General features: G+C 70.4%; 24 protein-coding genes and 1 pseudogene. 11 read left to right on the top strand and 14 right to left on the bottom strand.

Annotated elements, in window-relative coordinates; translation table 11 throughout:
• Positions 1-10 precede the first annotated feature (10 nt).
• Positions 11-637: an alpha-ketoglutarate-dependent dioxygenase AlkB gene (locus OG819_RS38455; RefSeq protein WP_266633003.1), complete on the top strand. Its 627-nt coding sequence runs from the start codon at positions 11-13 to the stop codon at positions 635-637.
• Between the two features lie 54 nt (positions 638-691).
• Here OG819_RS38455 and OG819_RS38460 read toward each other — a convergent pair whose 3' ends face one another.
• The 3 genes from OG819_RS38460 to OG819_RS38470 form a co-directional block, all read right to left on the bottom strand.
• Complete coding sequence (locus tag OG819_RS38460; RefSeq protein ID WP_266655475.1) at positions 692-1291, bottom strand: TetR family transcriptional regulator; 600 nt, start codon at positions 1289-1291, stop codon at positions 692-694.
• Entirely contained in the window at positions 1288-2733 is a 1446-nt protein-coding gene (locus OG819_RS38465; protein WP_266633001.1) for an MFS transporter, read from the bottom strand. Before OG819_RS38465 ends, OG819_RS38460 begins: the two co-directional genes overlap by 4 nt.
• 99 nt (positions 2734-2832) lie before the next feature.
• Positions 2833-3045, bottom strand: a complete 213-nt coding sequence (locus tag OG819_RS38470) for a hypothetical protein (RefSeq protein WP_266632999.1) — start codon at positions 3043-3045, stop codon at positions 2833-2835.
• Between the two features lie 137 nt (positions 3046-3182).
• Between OG819_RS38470 and OG819_RS38475 the strand changes: the two genes are divergently transcribed.
• Positions 3183-3560: a tyrosinase cofactor gene (locus tag OG819_RS38475; RefSeq protein WP_266632997.1), complete on the top strand. Its 378-nt coding sequence runs from the start codon at positions 3183-3185 to the stop codon at positions 3558-3560.
• Between the two features lie 34 nt (positions 3561-3594).
• Complete coding sequence (locus OG819_RS38480; RefSeq protein WP_266653732.1) at positions 3595-4419, top strand: tyrosinase family protein; 825 nt, start codon at positions 3595-3597, stop codon at positions 4417-4419.
• A gap of 133 nt (positions 4420-4552) precedes the next feature.
• On the opposite strand, the gene OG819_RS38485 is transcribed toward OG819_RS38480, so the two are convergent.
• From OG819_RS38485 to OG819_RS38495, 3 genes are all read right to left on the bottom strand, one after another.
• The gene (locus OG819_RS38485; protein WP_266632993.1) at positions 4553-5272 is read right to left on the bottom strand and encodes a ribonuclease H; all 720 of its coding nucleotides are present in this window, start codon (positions 5270-5272) and stop codon (positions 4553-4555) included.
• Positions 5253-6308: a helix-turn-helix domain-containing protein gene (locus tag OG819_RS38490; protein ID WP_266632991.1), complete on the bottom strand. Its 1056-nt coding sequence runs from the start codon at positions 6306-6308 to the stop codon at positions 5253-5255. Before OG819_RS38490 ends, OG819_RS38485 begins: the two co-directional genes overlap by 20 nt.
• 160 nt (positions 6309-6468) lie before the next feature.
• Positions 6469-7266, bottom strand: a complete 798-nt coding sequence (locus OG819_RS38495; RefSeq protein WP_266635053.1) for a VOC family protein — start codon at positions 7264-7266, stop codon at positions 6469-6471.
• Between the two features lie 150 nt (positions 7267-7416).
• Here OG819_RS38495 and OG819_RS38500 point away from each other — a divergent pair, with 150 nt between their 5' ends.
• From OG819_RS38500 to OG819_RS38510, 3 genes are all read left to right on the top strand, one after another.
• Positions 7417-8433: a zinc-binding alcohol dehydrogenase family protein gene (locus OG819_RS38500; RefSeq protein ID WP_266635051.1), complete on the top strand. Its 1017-nt coding sequence runs from the start codon at positions 7417-7419 to the stop codon at positions 8431-8433.
• A 65-nt stretch (positions 8434-8498) separates the two neighbouring features.
• The gene (locus OG819_RS38505; RefSeq protein ID WP_266653734.1) at positions 8499-9749 is read left to right on the top strand and encodes a GAF domain-containing SpoIIE family protein phosphatase; all 1251 of its coding nucleotides are present in this window, start codon (positions 8499-8501) and stop codon (positions 9747-9749) included.
• Between the two features lie 96 nt (positions 9750-9845).
• Positions 9846-10781: an SGNH/GDSL hydrolase family protein gene (locus OG819_RS38510; RefSeq protein WP_266653736.1), complete on the top strand. Its 936-nt coding sequence runs from the start codon at positions 9846-9848 to the stop codon at positions 10779-10781.
• A 64-nt stretch (positions 10782-10845) separates the two neighbouring features.
• Here the strand turns inward: OG819_RS38510 and OG819_RS38515 are convergent, their stop codons facing one another.
• The 7 genes from OG819_RS38515 to OG819_RS38545 form a co-directional block, all read right to left on the bottom strand.
• Positions 10846-12375 carry an MFS transporter gene (locus tag OG819_RS38515; RefSeq protein WP_266632985.1) on the bottom strand — a complete coding sequence of 510 codons (1530 nt, stop codon included), beginning with the start codon at positions 12373-12375 and terminating at the stop codon, positions 10846-10848.
• A gap of 408 nt (positions 12376-12783) precedes the next feature.
• Positions 12784-14151: an IS701 family transposase gene (locus OG819_RS38520; protein WP_266647750.1), complete on the bottom strand. Its 1368-nt coding sequence runs from the start codon at positions 14149-14151 to the stop codon at positions 12784-12786.
• 101 nt (positions 14152-14252) lie between these two features.
• Positions 14253-14648: a nitroreductase/quinone reductase family protein gene (locus OG819_RS38525; RefSeq protein ID WP_266655477.1), complete on the bottom strand. Its 396-nt coding sequence runs from the start codon at positions 14646-14648 to the stop codon at positions 14253-14255.
• A 352-nt stretch (positions 14649-15000) separates the two neighbouring features.
• A complete protein-coding gene (locus OG819_RS38530) occupies positions 15001-15933 on the bottom strand; it encodes a hypothetical protein (protein WP_266653738.1) in 933 nt (310 codons plus the stop codon).
• Between the two features lie 186 nt (positions 15934-16119).
• A complete protein-coding gene (locus OG819_RS38535; RefSeq protein WP_266653740.1) occupies positions 16120-16266 on the bottom strand; it encodes a hypothetical protein in 147 nt (48 codons plus the stop codon).
• The gene (locus tag OG819_RS38540; RefSeq protein WP_323139439.1) at positions 16263-16817 is read right to left on the bottom strand and encodes an alpha/beta hydrolase; all 555 of its coding nucleotides are present in this window, start codon (positions 16815-16817) and stop codon (positions 16263-16265) included. The genes OG819_RS38535 and OG819_RS38540 overlap by 4 nt, the downstream gene beginning before the upstream one ends.
• A gap of 12 nt (positions 16818-16829) precedes the next feature.
• The gene (locus tag OG819_RS38545; protein WP_266635209.1) at positions 16830-16967 is read right to left on the bottom strand and encodes a hypothetical protein; all 138 of its coding nucleotides are present in this window, start codon (positions 16965-16967) and stop codon (positions 16830-16832) included.
• On the opposite strand from OG819_RS38545, the pseudogene OG819_RS38550 reads away from it, so the two are divergent.
• Both OG819_RS38550 and OG819_RS38555 read left to right on the top strand, forming a co-directional pair.
• Positions 16942-17228: pseudogene (locus OG819_RS38550) on the top strand (IS701 family transposase); the annotation flags it as partial. The gene OG819_RS38545 and the pseudogene OG819_RS38550 sit on opposite strands and share 26 nt — an antisense overlap.
• Positions 17229-17353: 125 nt before the next feature.
• A complete protein-coding gene (locus tag OG819_RS38555) occupies positions 17354-17512 on the top strand; it encodes a hypothetical protein (RefSeq protein ID WP_266632978.1) in 159 nt (52 codons plus the stop codon).
• 428 nt (positions 17513-17940) lie between these two features.
• Here the strand turns inward: OG819_RS38555 and OG819_RS38560 are convergent, their stop codons facing one another.
• The gene (locus OG819_RS38560; RefSeq protein ID WP_266653742.1) at positions 17941-18423 is read right to left on the bottom strand and encodes a VOC family protein; all 483 of its coding nucleotides are present in this window, start codon (positions 18421-18423) and stop codon (positions 17941-17943) included.
• Positions 18424-18579: 156 nt separating this feature from the next.
• On the opposite strand from OG819_RS38560, the gene OG819_RS38565 reads away from it, so the two are divergent.
• From OG819_RS38565 to OG819_RS38575, 3 genes are all read left to right on the top strand, one after another.
• Positions 18580-19782 (top strand): epoxide hydrolase family protein, encoded by a 1203-nt coding sequence (locus OG819_RS38565; RefSeq protein WP_266653744.1) that lies wholly within the window; start codon positions 18580-18582, stop codon positions 19780-19782.
• Between the two features lie 126 nt (positions 19783-19908).
• Positions 19909-20562, top strand: a complete 654-nt coding sequence (locus OG819_RS38570) for an ATP-dependent Clp protease proteolytic subunit (protein ID WP_266425078.1) — start codon at positions 19909-19911, stop codon at positions 20560-20562.
• 1 nt (position 20563) lies between these two features.
• On the top strand, positions 20564-21166 hold the full coding sequence (locus OG819_RS38575; RefSeq protein ID WP_266425082.1) for a ClpP family protease: 603 nt from the start codon (positions 20564-20566) through the stop codon (positions 21164-21166).
• Positions 21167-21177: the final 11 nt, after the last annotated feature.

Genomic DNA, 21177 nt, shown 5'->3' on the forward strand with positions numbered 1-21177 from the left:
CGCTGGACGCATGTCCACGCACCTCCAGGGCTCGCTGTTCGACCAGACCGACGAGCTCCACCTCAGTCAGTTGAACGCGATGCGCAGGACCGTCCTGGGCGACGGGGCCTGGATCGACCTGTTGCCTGGGTGGCTCAGCGGCGCCGACGCACTGTTCGCACGGCTCGTCGACGAGGTGCCGTGGCGGGCGGAGCGGCGGCAGATGTACGAGCACATGGTGGACGTACCGAGGCTGCTCGCCTACTACCGGGCGGGCGACACACTGCCGCACCCGATCCTCGACGAGGCACGGGGGGCGCTGTCCACGTACTACGCCCGTGAGCTGGGCGAGCCGTTCACCACCGCGGGCCTGTGCTACTACCGGGACGGCCGTGACAGCGTGGCCTGGCACGGGGATCGGATCGGCCGGGGCGCACGGGAGGACACCATGGTCGCGATCCTCTCCGTGGGCGCCCCGCGCGACCTGCTGCTGCGCCCGCGACGCGGTGGCCAGACCGTACGGCGCCCACTCGGACACGGCGACCTGATCGTGATGGGCGGCTCCTGCCAGCGCACCTGGGAGCACGCCATTCCCAAGACGGCACGGGCGGCGGGACCGCGGATCAGCGTCCAGTTCCGCCCGGACGGCGTGAACTGAGACGGGCGCCACCGAGACGGGGGCGGGCGTTCCTGTCCGGCTGCGCCCCTCGCCTCACGGCGTCAGCAGTGCCTGGACGGTGGGGCCGTACCGGCCGACGATGTCCTCGATCGCGGTCGCACGCAGCCGGGTGCCGCGCGCGATGCCGTACATGGCGCCGAGACCGAGCAGGGTGGCGACGGCGAGTTCGGCGCGCAGGTCCGCGTCGGGGCCGGTCAGACGGAGGGCGAGGCGGTCGCTGACCTGGGTGCGGAAGTTGGCGCGCATGACGTCGCCCTGATCGCCCTGGCGCGGGGCGAAGATGATCCGCAGGATGGGGTCGGCTCCGCGCTCGGTCTGGCCCACCAGCACCTGGCGGACCATGTGGGGGCCGAGGTCGTCCAGGGGTGCGTCGAGGAGGGCGGCTGCATCCGTCTCGAAGGACATCACACGGCCGAAGAGCGCGTCCTTGTTCCCGAAGTACTTGAGGATCAGCGGTGCGCTCACCCCCGCCCGGTCGGCGATCGCCTTGAGCGTGATGTCCGCGTGGGCGTGCCGGGCCATGAGATGCCGGGCCGCGCGGAGGATGGCCGCCTTCGTGGCCTCGGCGTCGCGACGCGGTGGGGCGATCGGGGTCGCGCTGAGGCCGGGGGGCGGAGTGGACACGGTGCTCAGGCTCCTTCGAACGCCTCGTCCCGGGGTTCCTCCGAACTGCTGGAGGCCCGTCGGGTGTCTCGTACAGTGGGGTCGGCGGGTATGACGAGGGCGGCGGCACAGGCCACCACTGCGACCGTACCCGCCAGGGCGAAGGCCAGCAGATAGCCGTGCAGCGTGGGTATCGGGAGACCGCCGAGCAGGCTGGTGTGGTGGATCAGGATGGCGGCGACGGCGGCACTGCTCACGGCCTGTCCGACGGTACGCATCAGCACGTTGACACCGTTCGCGGACGCGGTCTGCCCGGCGGGCACGGCGCGCAGGATGAGGGTGGGCAGTGCCGAGTAGGCGAACGTCGTGCCTGTCGCGCAGACCGTGGAGCCCAGCATGATCACCACCAGACTGTGGCTGTCGATGATGCGTATGCCGTAGCCGACGGCGATGACCAGGGTGCCGATGGCCAGTGTCACGCGGGCGCCGCGGGCCGCCGAGAGACGCGCCGATACCGACGAGAGCAACAGCATGGTCACCCCGCCGGGCAACAGGACCAGGCCCGTCGCCACGATGGACAGCCCCAGGCCGTACCCGGTCGCCTTGGGCGCCTGCACCAGCTGCGCCGTCACCAGGGAGTTGGCGTAGAAGGCGAAGCCCGTCAGGAGCGCGGCCACATGGGGCAGAGCGACCCGTGGGCTGGTGGCCAGCTTCAGGTCGACCAGGGGCCGTTCGGCGCGCAGTTGCTGCGCCCACCACAGGCCGAGGACGCAGACACTCCCGACGAAAAGGCCGAGGATCCGGGGGCTGGTCCAGCCCCACTGACCCCCCTGTGACACCCCCAGCAGCAGACAGGAGAGCCCCAGGGCCAGGCCCAGCGCGCCGGTCATGTCGAAACGGCCCGGCTCACGGACGGGCGACTCACGCACCGCCCACCAGGCCAGCATCGTGCCGAGGGCGCCGATCACGGTCGTTCCCCAGAACATGACGTGCCAGCTGGCGTACTCGACCACTATCGCGGCGATGGGGAGGCCGAGGGCGGCGCCGATGCCGACGGTGGAACTCATCAGCGCCACCGCGGAACCCGTGCGCTCGGGCGGCAGTTCGTCCCGCAGGAGGCTGATCGACAACGGTACGACGGCGGCCGCGGCCCCCTGTAGGGCGCGGGCCGCGATGAGGATGCGGATGTCGGACGTGAGGGCGCACATGAGCGAGCCGACCGTCATCATCCCGAGGGCGATCAGCAGCACCTTCTTCTTGCCGTACATGTCGCCGGCGCGGCCCAGCACGGGGTTGAGCACCGCTCCGGTCAGCAGCGTCGCCGTCACCATCCAGGACACGGCGCCCGCCGACGCGCCCGTCAGCCGCGGCAGTTCGGGCAGCAGCGGCACCACCACCACCTGCATGACGGCCATGAGGCTCCCGCCGAGCGCGAGAACCGGGACCGTCAGTCGGTCACGCAGTGCCACCATGAACTCTCCAGAAGCCGGCGCGGAGAAGGGGGTGAATAGCAATTCACCATAGCTGGTGAATTGCTATTCACTCAATCGGCACCCTGCCTCCGGGGGCCGCTACCGGCGCAGCACCTCCAATTGCCCGGCCGCACGGTCGCGCCCGAGACCGGTCCAGGTCTCGGGCGCGACCCCCGCGGTTCGCGTCACCTTGCGGGCGTGAGCCGCGCCACCCTCCACCGGCCACCCCGGGAAGATCATCGGCAGAACATCCGCCCGCCGGAGGAATTCCGCCTTCCGGTCGAGCGCGGACAGTCCACGCAACAAGATCATCTTCGTTCAACCTTGCACGACATTTACTTAATTGTCCTGATCGCGGCCAACCGACATCCGGCGATTTCTCCCGCTCTCCGGCGACCCGATAGGCATACCGGGTCATCGACACGGGCTTGATCGCAGGAGGTCTTCACATGCCGGAACTCACCCGTCGCCGTGCCCTCGGGGCCGCGGCCGCCCTCGCCGCCGCGGCCGGCACCCAGACCGTCGCCGTGGCCAGGGCCGCGGACACCGGACACCACGGCGGACCGGAGGCCTTCGACGAGGTCTACCGGGGCCGTCGCATCACGGGCCGTGCCGCCACCGACGGCGGTCACCACCACGAACACGGCGCCGGGTACGCCGTGTTCATCGACGGAATGGAGCTGCACGTGATGCGAAACGCCGACGGCAGCTGGATCAGCGTCGTCGGCCACTACGACCCGGTACCCACCCCGCGCGCCGCCGCCCGCGCCGCGGTGGTGGAACTGCAGGGGGCGCCCCTCGTCCCCCTCGGCATGCCCCAGCAGTGACCCAGCCCCCTCAGCACACCGTGGAGTCCCGCACATGACCGTACGCAAGAACCAGGCGAACCTGACCGCCGACGAGAAGCGGCGCTTCGTCGACGCGCTCCTCCAGCTCAAGCGCAGTGGCCGGTACGACGCCCTCGTCACGACGCACAACGCCTTCATCCTCGGCGACACGGACAACGGCGAACGGACGGGCCACCGTTCGCCCTCCTTCCTGCCCTGGCACCGCAGATTCCTGCTGGAGTTCGAGCGGGCGCTGCAGTCCGTGGACGCCTCCGTCACCCTCCCCTACTGGGACTGGAGCACCGACCGCTCGCCCCGTTCCACCCTCTGGGCGCCCGACTTCCTCGGCGGCACCGGGCGCAGCCTGGACGGCCGGGTGATGGACGGCCCCTTCGCGGCCTCCGCGGGCGACTGGCCGATCATCGTACGCGTCGACGGCCGTACGTACCTACGGCGTTCACTCGGCGGCGGCGCCCGTGAGCTGCCGACCCGCGCGGAGGTGGACTCCGTGCTCGCCATGGCGACGTACGACATGGCGCCCTGGAACAGTTCCTCGGACGGCTTCCGCAATCACCTCGAGGGCTGGCGCGGCGTCAACCTCCACAACCGGGTGCACGTGTGGGTCGGCGGCCAGATGGCCACCGGTGTCTCCCCCAACGACCCCGTGTTCTGGCTGCACCACGCCTACATAGACAAGCTCTGGGCCGACTGGCAGCGCCGCCACCCCGCTTCCGGCTACGTGCCGCTCGCCGGCACCCCCGACGTCGTGGACCTCGACGAGACCATGAAGCCGTGGAACGACGTGAGACCGGCGGACCTGCTGGACCACACGGCGTTCTACACCTTCGACACCGTCTGACCGCGCGTTCTCAGGTCCGGTCCCGGCTACCCCTCCTCGGGGCGGGGCGACCGGGCCCGGCCGTACGTCGCCCGCCGCCGGAAGTCGCCCGCGGGCGGACAGCCCCCGAAGGAGGGCGGGTACAGGGAAAGTACTAGGCGTTGCTCGGCTCTGCCGTACGGCACTCGGGGTGTCCCCAGCCCTGGCCGTTCTTGGCGATGGACTCACCCGCCGCGTAGGAGCGGCCGCAGACGCAGCGGCCCGGGAACTTGGCCTTGATCGTACGGGCCGACGCACCCTGTCGGGGTGCCTTGGCGGAGGCGGTGGCCGTGGAGCGGCGGCGGCCGGCGCCCGAGGGGGCCGGGGTGTCGGGGGACGGCGGGGGCTCCGGGGAGCCGAGTTCGCTGCCCGCGGGCTGCTGGACGATGGCGGCCTGGCTCGCCGCGCGGTCGGCGAAGTCGTTCAGACGGTCGCCGTCGACCTGGTGGGCGGGGACGTAACGGAACTCAACGGTGCGGCCGTCGAGGAGTTCGTCGATGCGGGCGACCAGTTCCTGGTTGGCGACGGGCTTCCCGGCGGCGGTCTTCCAGCCCTTGCGCTTCCAGCCGGGCAGCCAGGTCGTGACGGCCTTCATCGCGTACTGGGAGTCCATCCGGATCTCCAACGGGACATCCGGCGCGATCGCCGTCAACAGGCGCTCCAGCGCGGTGAGTTCGGCGACGTTGTTCGTCGCCGTGCCCAGCGGTCCCGCTTCCCAGCGGGTCGGCGTCTCCGCGCCGTCGGCCACGACCCACGCCCATCCGGCCGGTCCCGGGTTTCCCTTCGAAGCCCCGTCACAGGCGGCCACCACACGTTCAAGCATGCCCCCGATCATGCCACGGTCCTGCGGCGGCTCCCCGCACGGGCCGGGGCCCGCTCTCCCGGATCCGGGGACCGTTGCCCAGCAACCGCAGGCCCAGCGGCGTCGCCGTGTGCAGGACGTACTTGCCGTCGCGATGGCTGGCGACCAGTCCCCCGTCGCGCAGCACACCGATCTGGTAGCTGGCGCTGGGCAGGGCGATCCCGACGGCCCCGGCCACCTCTGAGGTGGTGCGGGCACTCTGTCCGGCGACCTCGGTCAGTACGGCGGCCCGGGTACGGCCGAGCAGACGCTCGACCCCGTCGTCCGTACCGTCCGCGACGGTGAGCGGAGCCTTCGCCACCGGGTAGACGAGCACAGGGTCGAGGCCCGGGTCCGCCAGCGCGGTCGGCCTGCGCCAACAGAAATAGGACGGCACCAGGAGGAGCCCGCGGCCCTCCAGATACAGGTCGCGCTGAACGGGATAGTCCACTTCGAGCACCGGGGCGTTCCAGCGTGCGACCGGGCGCAGGCTCGCCAGCAGCGCCTGGGTGCCGCCGTCGAGGAGCACCCTGGCGCGCACCCCGACATCGTTGCCCACCGCCGTGCGGATGTGCGGCCAGTGCGGCTCCAGCAGACCGCGGAAGTAGATCCCCAGGGAGTTCGCCAGCACCTTGAGCGCGTCGCTGCCCGGTCTGCCCAGCGAGGCGGCCCAGTTCGGGACGGGGCGCGACTCGGCCAGCCGCGTCAGTTCGCGGACCAGCTGCACGCGTGGTGTGCGCAGCAGCTGGTCGAGTCCGGCGGACAGACCGCCGCCGGTGACCGGCGGGGTGAGGAAGTCCGGAATGTAGCCGGTGGCCGGAATCAGTGCGCGCAGCGGGCGCAGTGCGCGGCCCAGGTTCGAGTCACCGGAGAATCGTTGCCGTGCCGAGCGACGCCAATGTCCGAATTCCAGCGGTCCCTGGCCGGTTTCCAGACGGCAGACACTGCACATCAGTTCCCACAGGGGATCAGGCTGCCGGGCCACTCGAATGTTCTGCAGGTCGTCCGAAGTGAAGTGAATGCGGAGCATGGGATCTCTTTCGCTCGCAATCCTTGTGGGGGGTTCGGCCGTTCGAACGTGCCGCAACCACAAGAAAGGACGAGCACCGCATGCGCATGGTTGCCCCGGAGGAAAGGGCCCCGGTCCGCCTCGGAGGAATTCCGCCATTCTCCGGGGTTCCGCCGTCCCTTCAGGACACGTCGGTCGTCCGGGGCATCGCGCCCTCGGTCGTCTTGACGTCGATCACGGAGAACGCCGCGCCCTGCGGGTCGCTGAGCGCGGCGAACCGGCCGAAGGGGCTGCTCATCGGCCCGAAGCGAAGAATCGCGCCCCGCTCGGTGGCCTTCGCGACCGCGGCGTCGCAGTCCTCGACGGTGAAGTACACGTTGAGGTACGCCGGGACCTCGGGCGGGAAGTCGTCCGTCATCCGCATCCGGCCGAGGACCGGTTCCCCGCCGAGGTCGTACAGCCTGAAGTCGATCGCGGCGTCGTCCAGCTGCTTCATGCGGTACCCGAAGACGGCCGAGAAGAAGGCGTCCGACTTGTCGGGGTCGCGGGTGAAGACCTCGGCCCAGCAGTACGCACCGGGCACGCCCCGGGCCTCGAAGCCCTCGTGCCTGCCGGCCTGCCATACGCCGAAGACGACCCCGCTCGGGTCTCGGGCGATCGCCATCGTGCCGAAGTCGCCGACCTGCATCGGCTCCATCAGTACCTCGCCGTCATCGGCCCGGATCTTCTGGGCTGTCGCGTCGGCGTCGGGCGACGCGAGGTACAGGCACCAGGCGGACTGGCCCTCCTGGCCGGGCATCGGCGGGACGACGGCGGCGACCGCCTTGCCGTTCGCGTAAGCCTGGGTGTAGTTGCCGTACTCCGAGGACGCCTCGCCGAACGTCCAGCCGAGCACGTCACCGTAGAAACTCTTCGCTCCCTCGACATCGCTGAACATCGCGTCCGCCCAGCAGGGCGTCCCCTCGGGCTGTACGGCCATGGCGTTCCACTCTTCCTGGCTCGGCGGCTGTCGTCTCATACCCGTGTCACGCTAGCCAGCCTCCGTCCGGGCCGCGCGCCGAGCGGGGCGCCCTGGACGACACTGGAGGGTGGGCTCGGGTGGTCGTCGACGGGACGGGGACACGGGATGATGCACGCGTGGGAAGTGGCCCGGCCCGGGCCGATCGAGGGGGAGCCGCTGCGTTTCGTCGAGCGGCCCGTGCCGGTACCGGGGGCCGACGAGCTCCTGGTCCATGTGCGGGCCTGCGGGGTGTGCCGCACCGACCTGCACGTCAGCGAGGGCGACCTGCCGGTGCGGCGGCCGCGGGTGACACCCGGCCACGAGGTGGTCGGCGTGGTCACGGCGACGGGCGGGGACGTGCTCGACCACGCGGTCGGCGACCGGGTGGGCGTCGCCTGGCTGCGGCGCACGGACGGCACGTGCGGGTACTGCGCGCGCGGGTCCGAGAACCTCTGTCCGGCCTCGGAGTACACCGGCTGGGACGCCGACGGCGGCTACGCGGAGTACACGACCGTTCCGGCCGCCTTCGCCTACCGGCTGCCCCACGAGGTGGACGACGTCGCGCTGGCGCCGCTGCTGTGCGCGGGCATCATCGGCTACCGCGCGCTGCTGCGGGCCGCGCTGCCGGCGGGCGGACGGCTGGGACTGTACGGGTTCGGCGGCAGCGCCCATCTCTGCGCGCAGCTGGCCGTCGCACAGGGCGCCACCGTGCACGTACTGACGCGTGAGCCGGCCGCGCGCCGGCTCGCGCTGGAACTCGGGGCCGCCTCCGCCCGCGACGCGTACGACGAGCCTCCCGAGCCGCTGGACAGCGCGATCCTGTTCGCGCCGGTCGGCGACCTGGTCCCGGTGGCGCTGCGGGCCCTCGACCGGGGCGGGATCCTGTCGGTCGCCGGGATTCATCTGAGCGACACCCCGCCGCTGCACTACGAGAGCGAACTGTTCTACGAGAAGGAGCTGCGCAGCGTCACCTCCAACACCCGCCGGAACGGGCGGGACTTCCTGGCGCTGGCGGCCCGCCACGGCGTACGCGCCACGACGCACACCTACCCGCTGTCCGAGGCACAGCGGGCGCTGCGGGATCTCAAGGCCGGCCGCTTCGACGGGGCGGCCGTGCTGGTGAACGACCTTCCGCCGCGCACCTGAGCATGCGGGCCCATGGCGCGCGTGCGTGGATGGACCCCAGAGGTGTGTGCGGTGGAGGAGGTGCCATGACGGGCCGAGGCGGTGAGGACGCTACGGGGGTGGGGGCGTCGTTCGCCGCGATGGAGGACGCCGTCGAGGCGATCGGCACCACCCTGGACGAGCGGACCACCTGCGAGGAGCTCGCGGAGTTCGTGTGCAGGGAGGTCTGCGACGCCGCCGCGGTGGACCTGCTGCCCACCGACGTGCCGGCCGCTCAGTACACGCACGAGCCCGACGCCCGGTACACCCAGGAGCCCGACCTGACCCGCGTCGCCACCGGTGGCCGCGACGAGCTGCTCACACCCTGGGCCGCGCACGGCGCCCGCCCGCTGTCCGTCCAGGCCCTCGACGAGGGGCAGCCCGTCACGGCGTCGCTCGACCTGTCCGGCACGGTCCCCCGGCAGCTCATGACCGTGCCACTGCTGGCGCACGGCCGCCTCTACGGGGTGCTGCTGGCCATCCGCCACGGACCGGCCCTCAGCGACCGGAGCACCGCCGTCACGCACTACGCGGCCCGGCTCGCGGCCGTCCACCTCGGTCACTCGCGGCAGCACGACGCCGTACGCGGTACGGTGCTCTCCCTGCAGCGGGCACTGCTGGCCGAACCGGGCCGCCCGCATCCCAACCTCGACCTCGCCACCCGCTATCTGCCCTCCGGCGGCAGCGTCCTGGTGGGCGGGGACTGGTTCGAGACCGTGCGGCTGCACTTCGGGCGCACCCTGCTGGCGGTGGGCGACGTCATGGGGCACGGGCTGGACGCGGCCGTGGACATGAACGCCTACCGCTCGATGCTGCGCTATGTCGCCTCGACGGATCTGCCGCCGCACCGGGTGCTGCGCCGCCTGGACTCGGCCGTCGCCGAGGACGGCGTCCGGCGTCCGGCGACCTGTCTGCTCGTCCAGGTCGACCCGACCCGCGGCACGGCCACGCTGGCCAGCGCCGGGCATCTGCCGCCGGTGGTGTTCGCCGGGGACGGCAGCGGGGAGCTGCTGCAGGTGCCGGTCGGTCCGCCGCTGGGCACCGGCGTGGGCGGCTACGAGGCGGCGACCCGCGCACTCGCTCCGGAGGACACCCTGGTGATGTTCACCGACGGTCTGGTGGAGCGGCGCGGCGAGGACATCGATGTCTCGCTCGCCCGGCTGGCCGGGCTGCGACTGCCGCCCGGGACGGGTGTCGACGAGGCGCTGGACGCGGTCCTCGTATGGCTCGACGCCCGGCACGCGGAGGACGACGTGGCGCTGCTGGCCGCCCGCATCCGCCGCCGCCACCCGGGCTGAAGCCCGACGCCGCCGTGGCCGACGTACGTCTTCCCCCTTCTGCCCCGCTGTGCTTGCCTGGGGAGCCCTTTCGGCGGGCGGGGCGGGAGGTGCTTCATGCGGAGGCCGTGGATCGTGGGGGTGCTGTTGGCCGGGCTGCTGCTCGGCGCGTGCGGGGATCCCGCGTCGGGCCCGGAGCAGTCGCCGCCGGATCCCGCGTTGCCCACGGCCGCTCGGTCACCGACCACGACCACCCGCCAGCGCCCCGCCACCTCACCCACGGCTTCCACGCCGGCGAACGCACTGGCGAAGGCGGCGCCCACCGTCGTCTACCTCGGGGACTCGCTCGCCATGGAGAGCCAGAAGGTGCTCGGGCAGTCGCTGCGCGAGAAGGTGAACGCCCGCTACACGAGCGCCCCCTACTCCGGCACCACCCTCTGCGACTACCTGGAGGGGACCGGGAAGCGATCCCTCGTACCGCCCGCGGACAAGGCGGCGGCGCTGGTGCGCTCGCTGCGGCCGGACTTCGTGGTGCTCCAGTTCTGGGGCAACTCCTGGGGCTACACGCCCTGCATGGACGGCGTCACGTACGACAAGCAACCGGCCACGTACTTCAAGCGGTACGAGGCGGACATGAAGCGGCTGACCGAGCAGATCGCGGACGCGGGCGGCGCGCAACGGCCCCGGATCGTCTGGGTGACGCAGGGTCCGGACCCGATCACCCCCGACCGGGTCCGGACCGTGAACGCGCTCTACGAGGCACGGGCCGCGGCCTCCCACGACCTGCTCGCCGATGCCGGGAGGACGGTGAGTCCGGCGACGGCCCGCTACACGTGGGCGCAGTATCTGCCGTGCACCGCGTACGAGCGCGAGCATCCGTCGTACTGCACCGAGCCGGACCGCGACCGCACCGCCCTCCACCGCAACGACGACTATCTGCACTTCTGCCTGGCGCCGACCACGTCCACACCGAAGCCCTGCCCGGTCCGCTCCCCCGGCATCGTGCGCATCACCCGAGAGATCACACGGGTGATAGCGGACCGCGTCGGCTGACGGGCCTCGGGGCGGGAATGGCCGGGGAGAGTTCCGGGCCCTGGGAGCCCGTTCGAGCGGACGCTCAGCCCATGTGAACCGGGCTGGCGCCCTCGGAGTGCTGCTGCTTGCCCGCGTCGATGGCGAACGCGGTGACGAGCAGACCGGCCAGGAACATGGCCGCCGCGGCGACGAAGGCCATCGTGTAGCCGTGGGTCAGCGCGTCCCCCGCCTTCGCCACCAGGGCGAAGTCCTTGGTGGCCAGGCCCCGGTAAAGGGAACCGGCCGCCTCGGGCAGCTTGTCGTCGGCCGCGGAGGTCGAGATCGTCGACAGGACGGCGAGGCCCAGCGCGCCACCGATCTGCTGGGCGGTGTTGAGCAGTGCGGAGGCGACACCGGTGTCCTGGTGGGAGACACCGCTGACCGCCCCGAGCGTCATCGGGACGAAGCTCATGCCCAGGCCCAGGGCGGTCACGAACATCGCCGGCATCAGATGCGCGGCATAGGAGGAGTCCGGCTCCAGGGTGGCGAACCAGAACATGCCCACAGCCGCGACCAGCAGGCCCGGTCCGGCGATCAGGCGCGGCGCGAGACGCGCGACCAGCTTGGAGCTGATGCCCGCGGCCGTCGCCATGCCGAAGCTGAACGGCAGGTAGGCGAAGCCGGTCCTGATGGGGCTGTAGCCGAGGATCAGCTGCATGTAGAGGGTCAGGAAGTAGAACGTGGCGAACATGCCCGCGCCGATGAACAGCATGGTGGCGTAACTGCCCGACCGGGTGCGGTCCTTGAAGAGGCGCAGCGGCATCATCGGGTCTGCGGTGCGGCCCTGCAGGAACAGGAAGGCGACCAGCAGTACGGCCGCGGCGGCGAAGGAGGCGAGGGTGAGGCCGTCCGTCCAGCCGTGTTCACCGCCCCGGGTGATGCCGTAGACCAGGGCGATCAGACCGCCGGTGCCGGTGATCGCGCCGGGGACGTCCAGGCGGCCGGGGTGGCGCTCCGCCTCGACCAGGGTGCGGGTGCCCGCCAGGACGGCCAGGCCGATAGGGATGTTCACGAAGAACACCCAGCGCCAGTCCAGGACGTCGGTGAGCGCGCCGCCGAGCAGCAGGCCGACCGTGGCGCCGACGCCGCCCATCGCCGCGTACACGCCCATCGCGGTGTTGCGCGACCTGCCGGCCGGGAACGTCGTGGTGATCAGCGCCAGGGCGCTGGGCGCGGCGAGCGCGGCGCCGACGCCCTGCAGGATGCGCGCGCCGATCAACAGCCCCTCGTTCGGGGCCAGTCCGCCCAGCAGGGACGCGAGCGTGAAGACGGCGATGCCCACCTGGAACATCTTCCGCCGCCCGAACAGGTCACCCGCCTTCCCGCCGAGCAGGAGCAGGCCGCCGAAGGCCAGCGCGTAGGAGTTGACGACCCACGCGAGGTTCGCGTCGGACATGCCCAGGTCGGTCTGGATGGCGGGCAGGGCGATATTGGTGATCGTGGCGTCCAGGACGACCATCAGCTGGGCCGCGGCGATCACGAAAAGAGCCAGGCCCAGATGCCGGCCTCCGGGCGAGGAGCCGGACGTATCCGGCCCCGCGGGGGCAACAGCGGTCACGCTCTCAGCAGACATGAATCAAGTACTCCAGGGAGTGGGCAGGAAACATTGCCCCCGACCACGGAACAGGCATGAAATACCGGTGTCGCAATCGGGGAAAAGAAAGAGTGAACGGAGTCTGATGAAACGGAACACTCGCTGTGCAATCCGAGGCCAGGGTGCCGAAACGGCACGCGATCCGGACTCGGGACGAGGCTCAACCTAGCATTCTTTCGGCACCATTCCGGGCGCATTCAATCCCTTTGAATGTTGTCGATCTCGCACTTGACGAACAGCCCCGAAGTGTGGGCACGGAAAGGCGCACAAAGTCCGTGCCCACACTTTTCTGGAATACGCAAATGGGAATTCGATGTCGGGCGCACGATTCACCGTGCGCCGGGGGTGAGTCACGGCAGCTGTAGTTCGTGACTCGTGAGGTTCCTGTCATGCGATGGCCACTGCTGTGACGTTGTTCCAGCGGCGGTGGCAGGCCGTCGCGCGATGCTGGTGTCGGCGACGCCAGTTCGACCAGCGCAGGGCGTGTGCCGGATCGGTGTCCTGGCGGGGCCTTGGCAGGGCGAAGACCCGCAATAGCGCGAGGAGTTCGCGCGGGCTGACGGGCACCATGGCCAACTCGTCGTCGGAGTTGGCGGGGTGGGCGCGTTGCCGCTCGTGGAGGGCGCCGACGGCCAGAAGTGCGTAGGCGATCATTGACATGAGGCTCCAGCGGTGCCAGGACGTCCAGCAGGTGACCTGGCCGGTGTCGAGGTGGGCCAGGCCCTTGGCTCCCTGGAAGTCCTCCTCGACCCGCCACCTGCGGCAGACCGCGCTGACCAGCACCGATATCGGCTGCGGGTCGGGGTGCCAGGTCCGGTAGAAGGAAAGGGTGCCGGTGCGGCGGTGGCGTCGGACCAGGACCTGGCTGTGCCCGGCGGCCTGTCCGGGCGGCGCATCGTCGGGGTTCACGTCGATCATCGCCCAGTCGTAGAGCCGCTCGGCCTTGGTGCCATGGCCGGTCCTCAGCCGCATCCAGGCCCGCTTCGGCACCCGCTCCAGCAGCGCGGTGACCTTCTTCTTCCCGGCGCCCGGGGTGGTGACCCGGTGGCTGGTGGGTACCGCGATCGCGTAGCCGTAGCCCAGCGCACGGATCCGCGCACGCAACTCCCGTCCACCGTAGACCTCGTCGGCGGCCACCCACGCGGTGTGCACCCCCGAGGCGTGGGCGTCCTCCAGCATGTCGCCGGCCAGTTGCGGCTTGGTGGCGAACACCCTCTCGTCGGGCACCCCGACCAGCTCACGGCGCTCGTCGTCCGCCGCCCATGCCTCGCCCAGGTACAGCCGACGGTCGACCAGCGCGTGCCCCTCGGCACTCACGTAGGAGAGGTGTACCGCGACCTGGCACAGCCCGATCCCGCCCAGCGCCCCGGAGTACTGCCGGGCCGCGCCGACCGCGTCGAGGGACGACTTCTCATCGCCCGTCTCGTCCACCACCAACATCACCTCCCTCTCGCCGAGTTGCTCCACCGTCCAGGCCGCGACCGACCGGCGGACTGCCTCGGTGTCGAAGCGGGCCCTCGACAAGAAGTGCTGCAGGACATGCGGACCGCTGTGGCCGATCGCCTCGGCCAACGACCAGCAGTTCGCCGATTCCTTGACCATCAGCAGCCCAGAGACCATGTTCCGGCAGGTCAGCCGGGTCTCCCGGCGCGGGAAGCAGCTCGCGAACCGGCCCATCAACCCCTCGAACAACCCGTCCCACCCGGCGTGTACTACCGTGGCCTGCGCGGCCACCGCTTCTTGATTCTTCGTCACACAAGATCACGATGCCGGTGGCCGTACCCCTGCCGCAGGCACCCCACCCACCACGCTGGCCAGCGGCGATGCCTCACGCCTCACGAACTACAGCTGCCGTGTCAGTCCGTGAGGTCGACCCGCACCGTCGTCAGACCGGCGCCCATCGCCCGCACCGCGGCGCTGTTGAACCGCGGCAGGTTCTTCAGCCGCGCGCGGGCGTCGTCCTCGGGCATCACATGGGCGGTCCCGGTGTACCAGCGGCCCCGGACGCGGACCCGGACCCGCGGGTCCGCCTGGATGTTGCGCACGTACTGCGAGCGCTCGCCGTACTCGCTGACGAACCAGAACACCCGCCCTACGAGACGTCCGCCGACGGGGGTGCGACGCGGCAGCCCCGATGTGCGTCCCGTGGTCTCCAGCACGGTCTGGATCGGCAGCCGCTTCAGGAGCGGATTGCCGATCCGCCGCTGGAACGAGGTGACGACGCGGTATTTCCGTTCGGGGTTGCGGGACATGCGAGGGTCCTCCTGTTCGATGCCGGGCACCATTGTGCGGGGCCCGGCCTGCCCTCGGAGTTCCGTTTCGACCAGCCGGTTGAAGTGGCGGCGGGATTCCTCGGCGCTCAGCGCGGGTGCCTGCTCGGGTTCCTCGAAGCCCTCCGGCCCCGGTGCCCCGGCAGCCAGCCCGTGACGCACCGGCTCCGGGGGCTGGGCGGACTCAACATCGCGCAGCCCAAATCTCCGCACGACCTGGCGTTGCACCGGTATGTGTCAGGCACGGCGCGGGAGCCGAAGGGCCGGGGTTCGAGTGGTGGAGGTGGTCGAACCCCGGCCCGGCCACTCGCAAGCGAGCCACGGGCGGGATCGCTCAGTAGCGGTCGAGAATCAGCTGGGTCTTGAGGATGTCGCCGTGGTACAGCCAGCCGTGCCCGTCGGCGACGGCGACAGCGTCGGCGTGGAGTTGCGCGGCGTCGGCATAGTTGTCGGTCTTGAACGACAACTCGACGACGTACTCGGTGCCGGTCCCGGTGGAGTCCTTCACGGGCAGCACCTCCACGCTGGCGTCGTCGGACGACTCCCACGCCCCCGACCAGACCTGCGAGGTCACCGGGCCGTGGGCACGGGAGACCTTCAGGGTGTCCGAACCCCAGTTACTGGAGAGCCAGTCGTCGAGCTTGCCGGGGATCTCGTTGACCAGCCAGGTACGGCCGGTGCTGCTGGACGGCATCGAGGTGCCGGAGTAGCCACTGGCGCTGTGGCTCTTTTCATTGCTGAAGCTCAAGGTCTGCTTGGCATAACCCCAGTCCACCTCAGCGTCGTAGTTGGTGTCGCTGCTGTCGAAACCCTCCGCGTTCGCCTCGTCCAGGGCGGCGTCGATGTCGCCGTCGAACGCGGGGAAGCGCTTTTTGTAGGTCTCCTCGAAGTCCGAGCCTGACTTGTGACGGAGCCGGACGTCCCAGCCCTGGGCGTTGAGGTCCAGCGCGTTGGTGTCGTAGTACTCGTAGGAGCGTGCCTTGGCGGAGCCCGTGATCCCGAAGGCCGCTTTCACGGCCGAGGTTGGTGTGTGCGATGCGTCGAGCGCCGCACTCGTGAGATTGATCTTCACCTCGTACGTCGGTACGGCGTTGGCGTCGGCGAACGCCGGCGTCACGGGGGCGAGGACGGCGAGGGAGACGGTGAGTGACGCGACGAGGCCGACCGCGGGTGCGGTGAGCGAGCGACGAGCCGGAGAAGTGATGGCCATGCCAGGAACGTCCCGCTGACCGGTGATCAGCACGTAGTCGCCGGGCGTGGTGCGCATGAAGCGGAGATGTCGGGCAGGCCGCAGGAGCGCACACCGAGCCGACGCCCGGACACCGCGCGCCGCCGGTCCCGGACAAGGAGGTTCCCCGGGGCCGACAGGCATCGGCCAGGGCCCCGGGGACTCCGGGCGGAGGCAGCCGCCGAGCCGCCCACGCCGCTGGAGGTGGGGTTGTCGGCGGGCTGTTCACGCGCGGTCGAGGAACCTCTTGACGTCGCCGGCGAACTCTACGTGGTGCTGGAAGAGGAAGCCGTGCGCCGCGTCCGGGTAGATCTTGATCTCCGCGTCGGGGATGAGGCCGGCCAGCAGGTGGGAGTAGCGGGGGAGGATCATCGGGTCGCTGTCACCGTTGGCGATGAACACCCGGGGCCTGGATCGCGGTCACCCGCTCCAGGAGCGAGAAGTTGGGGATGCCCCAAGGTGGAGACCGCGTCGTACTGGGCCTGGCGCGTCTGCCAGGTGGTGGGTGCGTCGAACTCGGCGCGGGAGAACATCCGTCCGAAGGCCTTCTCGCCGGCCGACCGGCTCTCGGGCGACTGGGTGTAGAAGACGTCGAGCACCTTCGCCGGAACGACTTCCGGTTCACCCGCCGAGTCGATGACCCACTTCGCCCATCCATGCATGCCGGGCGCGCCCTGGGGTGCTGCCGAGGCGAGCACGAGACGCCGTACCAGCGCGGGCCGGATCAGCGCGATCTCCTGGGCCACGAAGGAGCCGAGGGAGAAGCCGAGGATGTCGGCCTGCGCCAGGTCCAGGGCGTCGAGGAAGGCGATGGCGTCGAGAGCCATCTGCGCGACCGTGCCGGGCGTGCTGCCGCTGAATCCGCCGACGCCGGTGTTGTCGAAGGCGATGACGCGCCGGCCCTCGGCCAGGGCGTCGATCAGCGCCGGATCCCACTAGTCGAGGTTGCCCCGGAAGTGCATGAACAGAACCAGCGGCACCCCGCCCTCGCCGACCTCGCGATACGCGTACTCGATGCCATTGGCGGCAGAAACCGTCTTGACGGAGCAGGTGCGGGCCGATGCCCTGGTCAAGAAGCTCCCGAAACGAGCCTGGCAGAAGCTCTCCGCAGGAGCCGGCGCCAAGGGGCACCGCGTCTACGACTGGGCCCTGGCCGACATCGCCGACGACCGGCCCGGCCACCGCCACCGCTCGACCGTCGCAACCGCAGCAGCGGTGAACTCGCCTTCTACCACTGCCACTCAGCCAGGCCGGTGCCCCTGGCCAGGCTGGTGCGTATCGCCGGGCGCAGACGGACGGTCGAGGAAACCTTCCAGGCCGCAAAGGGCCCGGCATGTCGACTTGCCGGAACGAGCGGCGGGCAGGGCGTGTGAGGAGCGGCTCAGCGCCGTTTCCGCCCACCACGGCGGAACGGACGTTGCGACGAGCCTTCAAGATTCATTGATCGTTCGTTGTGGCTGTGGATCTGGAGCAGGAGCCGGTCCCTGACGGGTTGTGGGAGACAGTCGCGCCGCTGATGCCGCACGCCGAGGTCCTCGACCGGCTGGGAGCCGCCGGCGCGATCGCCTGGTCCGCCGCCCTGGTCGACTCCCCCTCGGTACGGGCGAAAGGAGGGTGAGCTCGTCGGACCTGATCCGGTCGACCGGGGCGAACCCGGCTCCAAGCTCCACGTAGAGGGCGCCGAGGTATTCGTACGCGGAGAGGGCGCCGGCCGGATCGAGCGTCTCGGCCTCGGAGGCGGGCGGCCGGGTGACCGGGCGACACGGAGAGTGCCGCGGCGCTCGTGGCTCCCGTGGCGAGGACCGGCCGCCGTCCTGGGTGGTGGATGTCGGACATGGACCGACCGTCCTGCTCGCTATTCGTTCGGAGGAACGATTGGGTCGCGAAAATTGACCTTGGAAACCCACTCGTTACGGGGAGGGTGAGGAACGCCGGGGACGTGGTGGGCGAGCGCCGGGGACCGGCTCTCCGGAGGACAACGGACCGGCTCGCCTGGTCCCCCGCCCGGGGCGAGGAGTGCGGGCCGGCCGTCGTGCCGCTGGTCCGCTACTCGCCCGAGTAGGCCTTCTCCAGGGCGCCGATGTCCAACTTGGTCATCTGGAGCATCGCCCGGGTCGTCCGGGCCGCCTTCTCGGGGTCCGGGTCGCTGATCAGGTCGATGAGCCTGCCCGGGACGACCTGCCAGGACAGACCGTACTTGTCCTTGACCCAGCCGCAGGCGCCCGCCTCGCCGCCGTCCGCGATGAACTTGTTCCAGTAGTGGTCCACCTCCTCCTGGTCGTCGCAGTGGATCTGGAACGAGATGGCCTCGTCGAACGTGAACTGCGGGCCGCCGTTCAGCGCGACGAACTTCTGTCCGTTGGCCACGAACTCGGCGGCCAGCACGGAACCGGCGGTGCCGGGGCCGGATTCGATGTAGCGGCCGATCCTGCCCAGCCGGGAGTTCTTGAAGAACGAGACGTAGTAGTGCGCGGCCTCCTCGGCCTGACCGTCGAACCACAGACACGTGGTGAATCCGTCGGCGGGCATACGTACCTCCTGCAGTGGGAAAGTTCCGTCACCTCTGTCGACCGATCGTCGTCCGGAAACTCATCGCTCGCGCGCCGAATCCCTCCGCCGCGTGGTGGTACGGGCTGATCGCGTCGTTCCCCGCATCCTCCGGACGGCGCTATAGCATGCGCGTACATGACTTCCTCCGCCTCAGACGCCGCCCGCGTCGAGCCGTTCCGTATCGACTTCCCACAGAGCGACCTCGACGACCTGCGCCAACGGCTCGATCGCACCCGCTGGCCCGACGAACTGCCGGGGGTCGGCTGGGCCTACGGCGTCCCGCGGGAGTACCTGCGAGAACTGCTGCGGTACTGGCGGCACGACTATGACTGGCAGGCGGCGCAGGCGCGGCTGAACGCATGGCCGCAGTTCAAGACGGAGATCGACGGCGCACGGATCCACTTCGCGCACATCCGTTCCCCGGAGCCGGACGCGACCCCGCTGGTCATCACGCACGGCTGGCCCGGCTCGATCGTCGAATTCACCGACGTCGTAGGCCCGTTGACCGATCCGCGCGCACATGGTGGCGACCCGGCCGACGCGTTCCACCTCGTCGTGCCGAGCATTCCCGGGTTCGGGCTCTCCGGGCCCACCCGGGACACCGGCTGGGAGTTCCAGCGGGTGGCCGCCGCCTTCGCCGAGCTCATGACGCGACTCGGGTACGAGCGGTTCGGCGCACAGGGCGGGGACTGGGGCGGGGCCATCTCCCGGGAGCTCGGACGGGCGTACCCCGAACGGCTCATCGGTGTCCATCTGAACCTGCTCCCCGGGTCGTCCGTGGTCACCGAGCCGACTCCGGAGGAACTGGCCGCGCTGAGCCCCGAAGAGCGCGAGCGCACGCTGCTGTCGTGGCGGCGGGGTCTGGAATGGCGCCGTGAGGAGGGCGGGTACGCCGAGCTCCAGGGCACCCGGCCGCAGACCCTCGCCTACGCGCTGACGGACTCGCCCGTCGGACAACTCGCCTGGATCGCCGAGAAGTTCCAGGCGTGGACGGATGCGAAGGACCGCCCCGAGGAAGCCGTCGACCGGGACCTGATGCTGACCAACGTCATGCTGTACTGGCTGACCGGTACGGCGGGGTCCTCGGCCCGCATCTACTACGAACGGGCGCACGCGGACTACCGGGGCGCTCCACCCGAGCCGTCGACCGCGCCGACCGCGCTGGCCGTCTTCCCGCACGAACCCCTCGTCCCACTGCGGCACATCGCGGACCGTACGAACAACATCGTGCGGTGGACGGAATTCGACCGGGGCGGACACTTCGCCGCGGCGGAGGAACCTGAACTGCTGGTCGAGGATGTGCGGTCCTTCTTCCGGGACCTGCGCGCCGACGCGTGAGCACAACCCTGTATCCCCTCTGCCCGTAGCGAATCTGCCGCGGGCCGAGAAAGCTGATCCGGGAGGGCCTTCGGTCCGAGAGTGGGTATCGCGGCGACGACAGCCGCGCCACGACGAGGAGGACCGATGACTTCACTCATCACCGGCCGGTACCCGGCCCACGCACCGCGCGCCGAGGAGGGTGACACGCCCGCGACCCGCTTCGACGACCATCTGGCCGCACAACTGCTCGCACAGCGGATCGTCCTCCTCGGCACCCAGGTCGACGAGGTGTCCGCGAACCGGGTCTGCGCCCAATTGCTCGTACTGTCGGCGGAGGACCCGCGCACCGACATCAGCCTGTACATCAACAGTCCCGGCGGATCGGTGACGGCTGGCCTCGCGATCTACGACACGATGCGGCTGATCCCGAACGACGTCTCGACGCTCGCCATGGGATTCGCCGCGAGCATGGGGCAGTTCCTGCTCAGCGTCGGCGCGCACGGCAAGCGTTACGCGCTGCCCAACGCGCGGATCATGATGCACCAGCCGTCCGCGGGCATCGGCGGCACCACCGCCGATATCGAGATCCAGGCGCAGAACCTGGAGTTCACGAAGAAGGCCATCGAGCGGATCACCGCGGAGCACACCGGCCAGAGCGAGGAGACGATCTCCCGGGACGGTGACCGCGACCGCTGGTTCACGGCCGAACAGGCCAAGGAGTACGGCATGGTGGACCGGGTCGTGGAGTCGCTCGACGACGTCCGCCCGGCCGCGTCACGGCGACGGATGGGGCTCTGACATGGGTACGTACACGATTCCGAACGTCGTCGAGCGGACCCCGCAGGGCGAGCGGTCGTACGACGTCTTCAGCCGGCTGCTGTCCGAGCGGATCATCTTTCTCGGCACCGAGATCGACGACGGGGTCGCCAACGTCGTCATCGCGCAACTCCTCCATCTGGAGTCGTCGAACCCGGAGAGCGAGATCGCGATCTACATCAACTCGCCCGGTGGGTCGTTCACTTCACTCATGGCGATCTACGACACGATGACCTTCGTGCAGGCACCGATCTCGACGTTCTGCGTCGGCCAGGCGGCCTCCACGGCGGCGGTGCTGCTGGCCGGCGGTGATCCCGGGCGCCGGTTCGTGCTGGAGCACGCGCGTGTACTGCTCGGCCAGCCCGCGAGCGGCGGCCGACAAGGGACGGTCTCCGACCTGGCCCTCCAGGCCAAGGAGATGCTCCGTATCCGCGCCCAGGTCGAGGACGTCCTCTCCCGGCACACGCACCACGACGCGGCGACCCTGCGCGCGGACATGGACCGCGACAAGGTGTTCACGGCGCAGGAGGCCGTGGCGTACGGGCTCGCGGACGAGGTCCTGAGCCGGCGGCTCGCGACGGTCTGAGACCGGACCAC

This window comes from Streptomyces sp. NBC_01549, assembly GCF_026339955.1.
GTDB lineage: Bacteria > Actinomycetota > Actinomycetes > Streptomycetales > Streptomycetaceae > Streptomyces.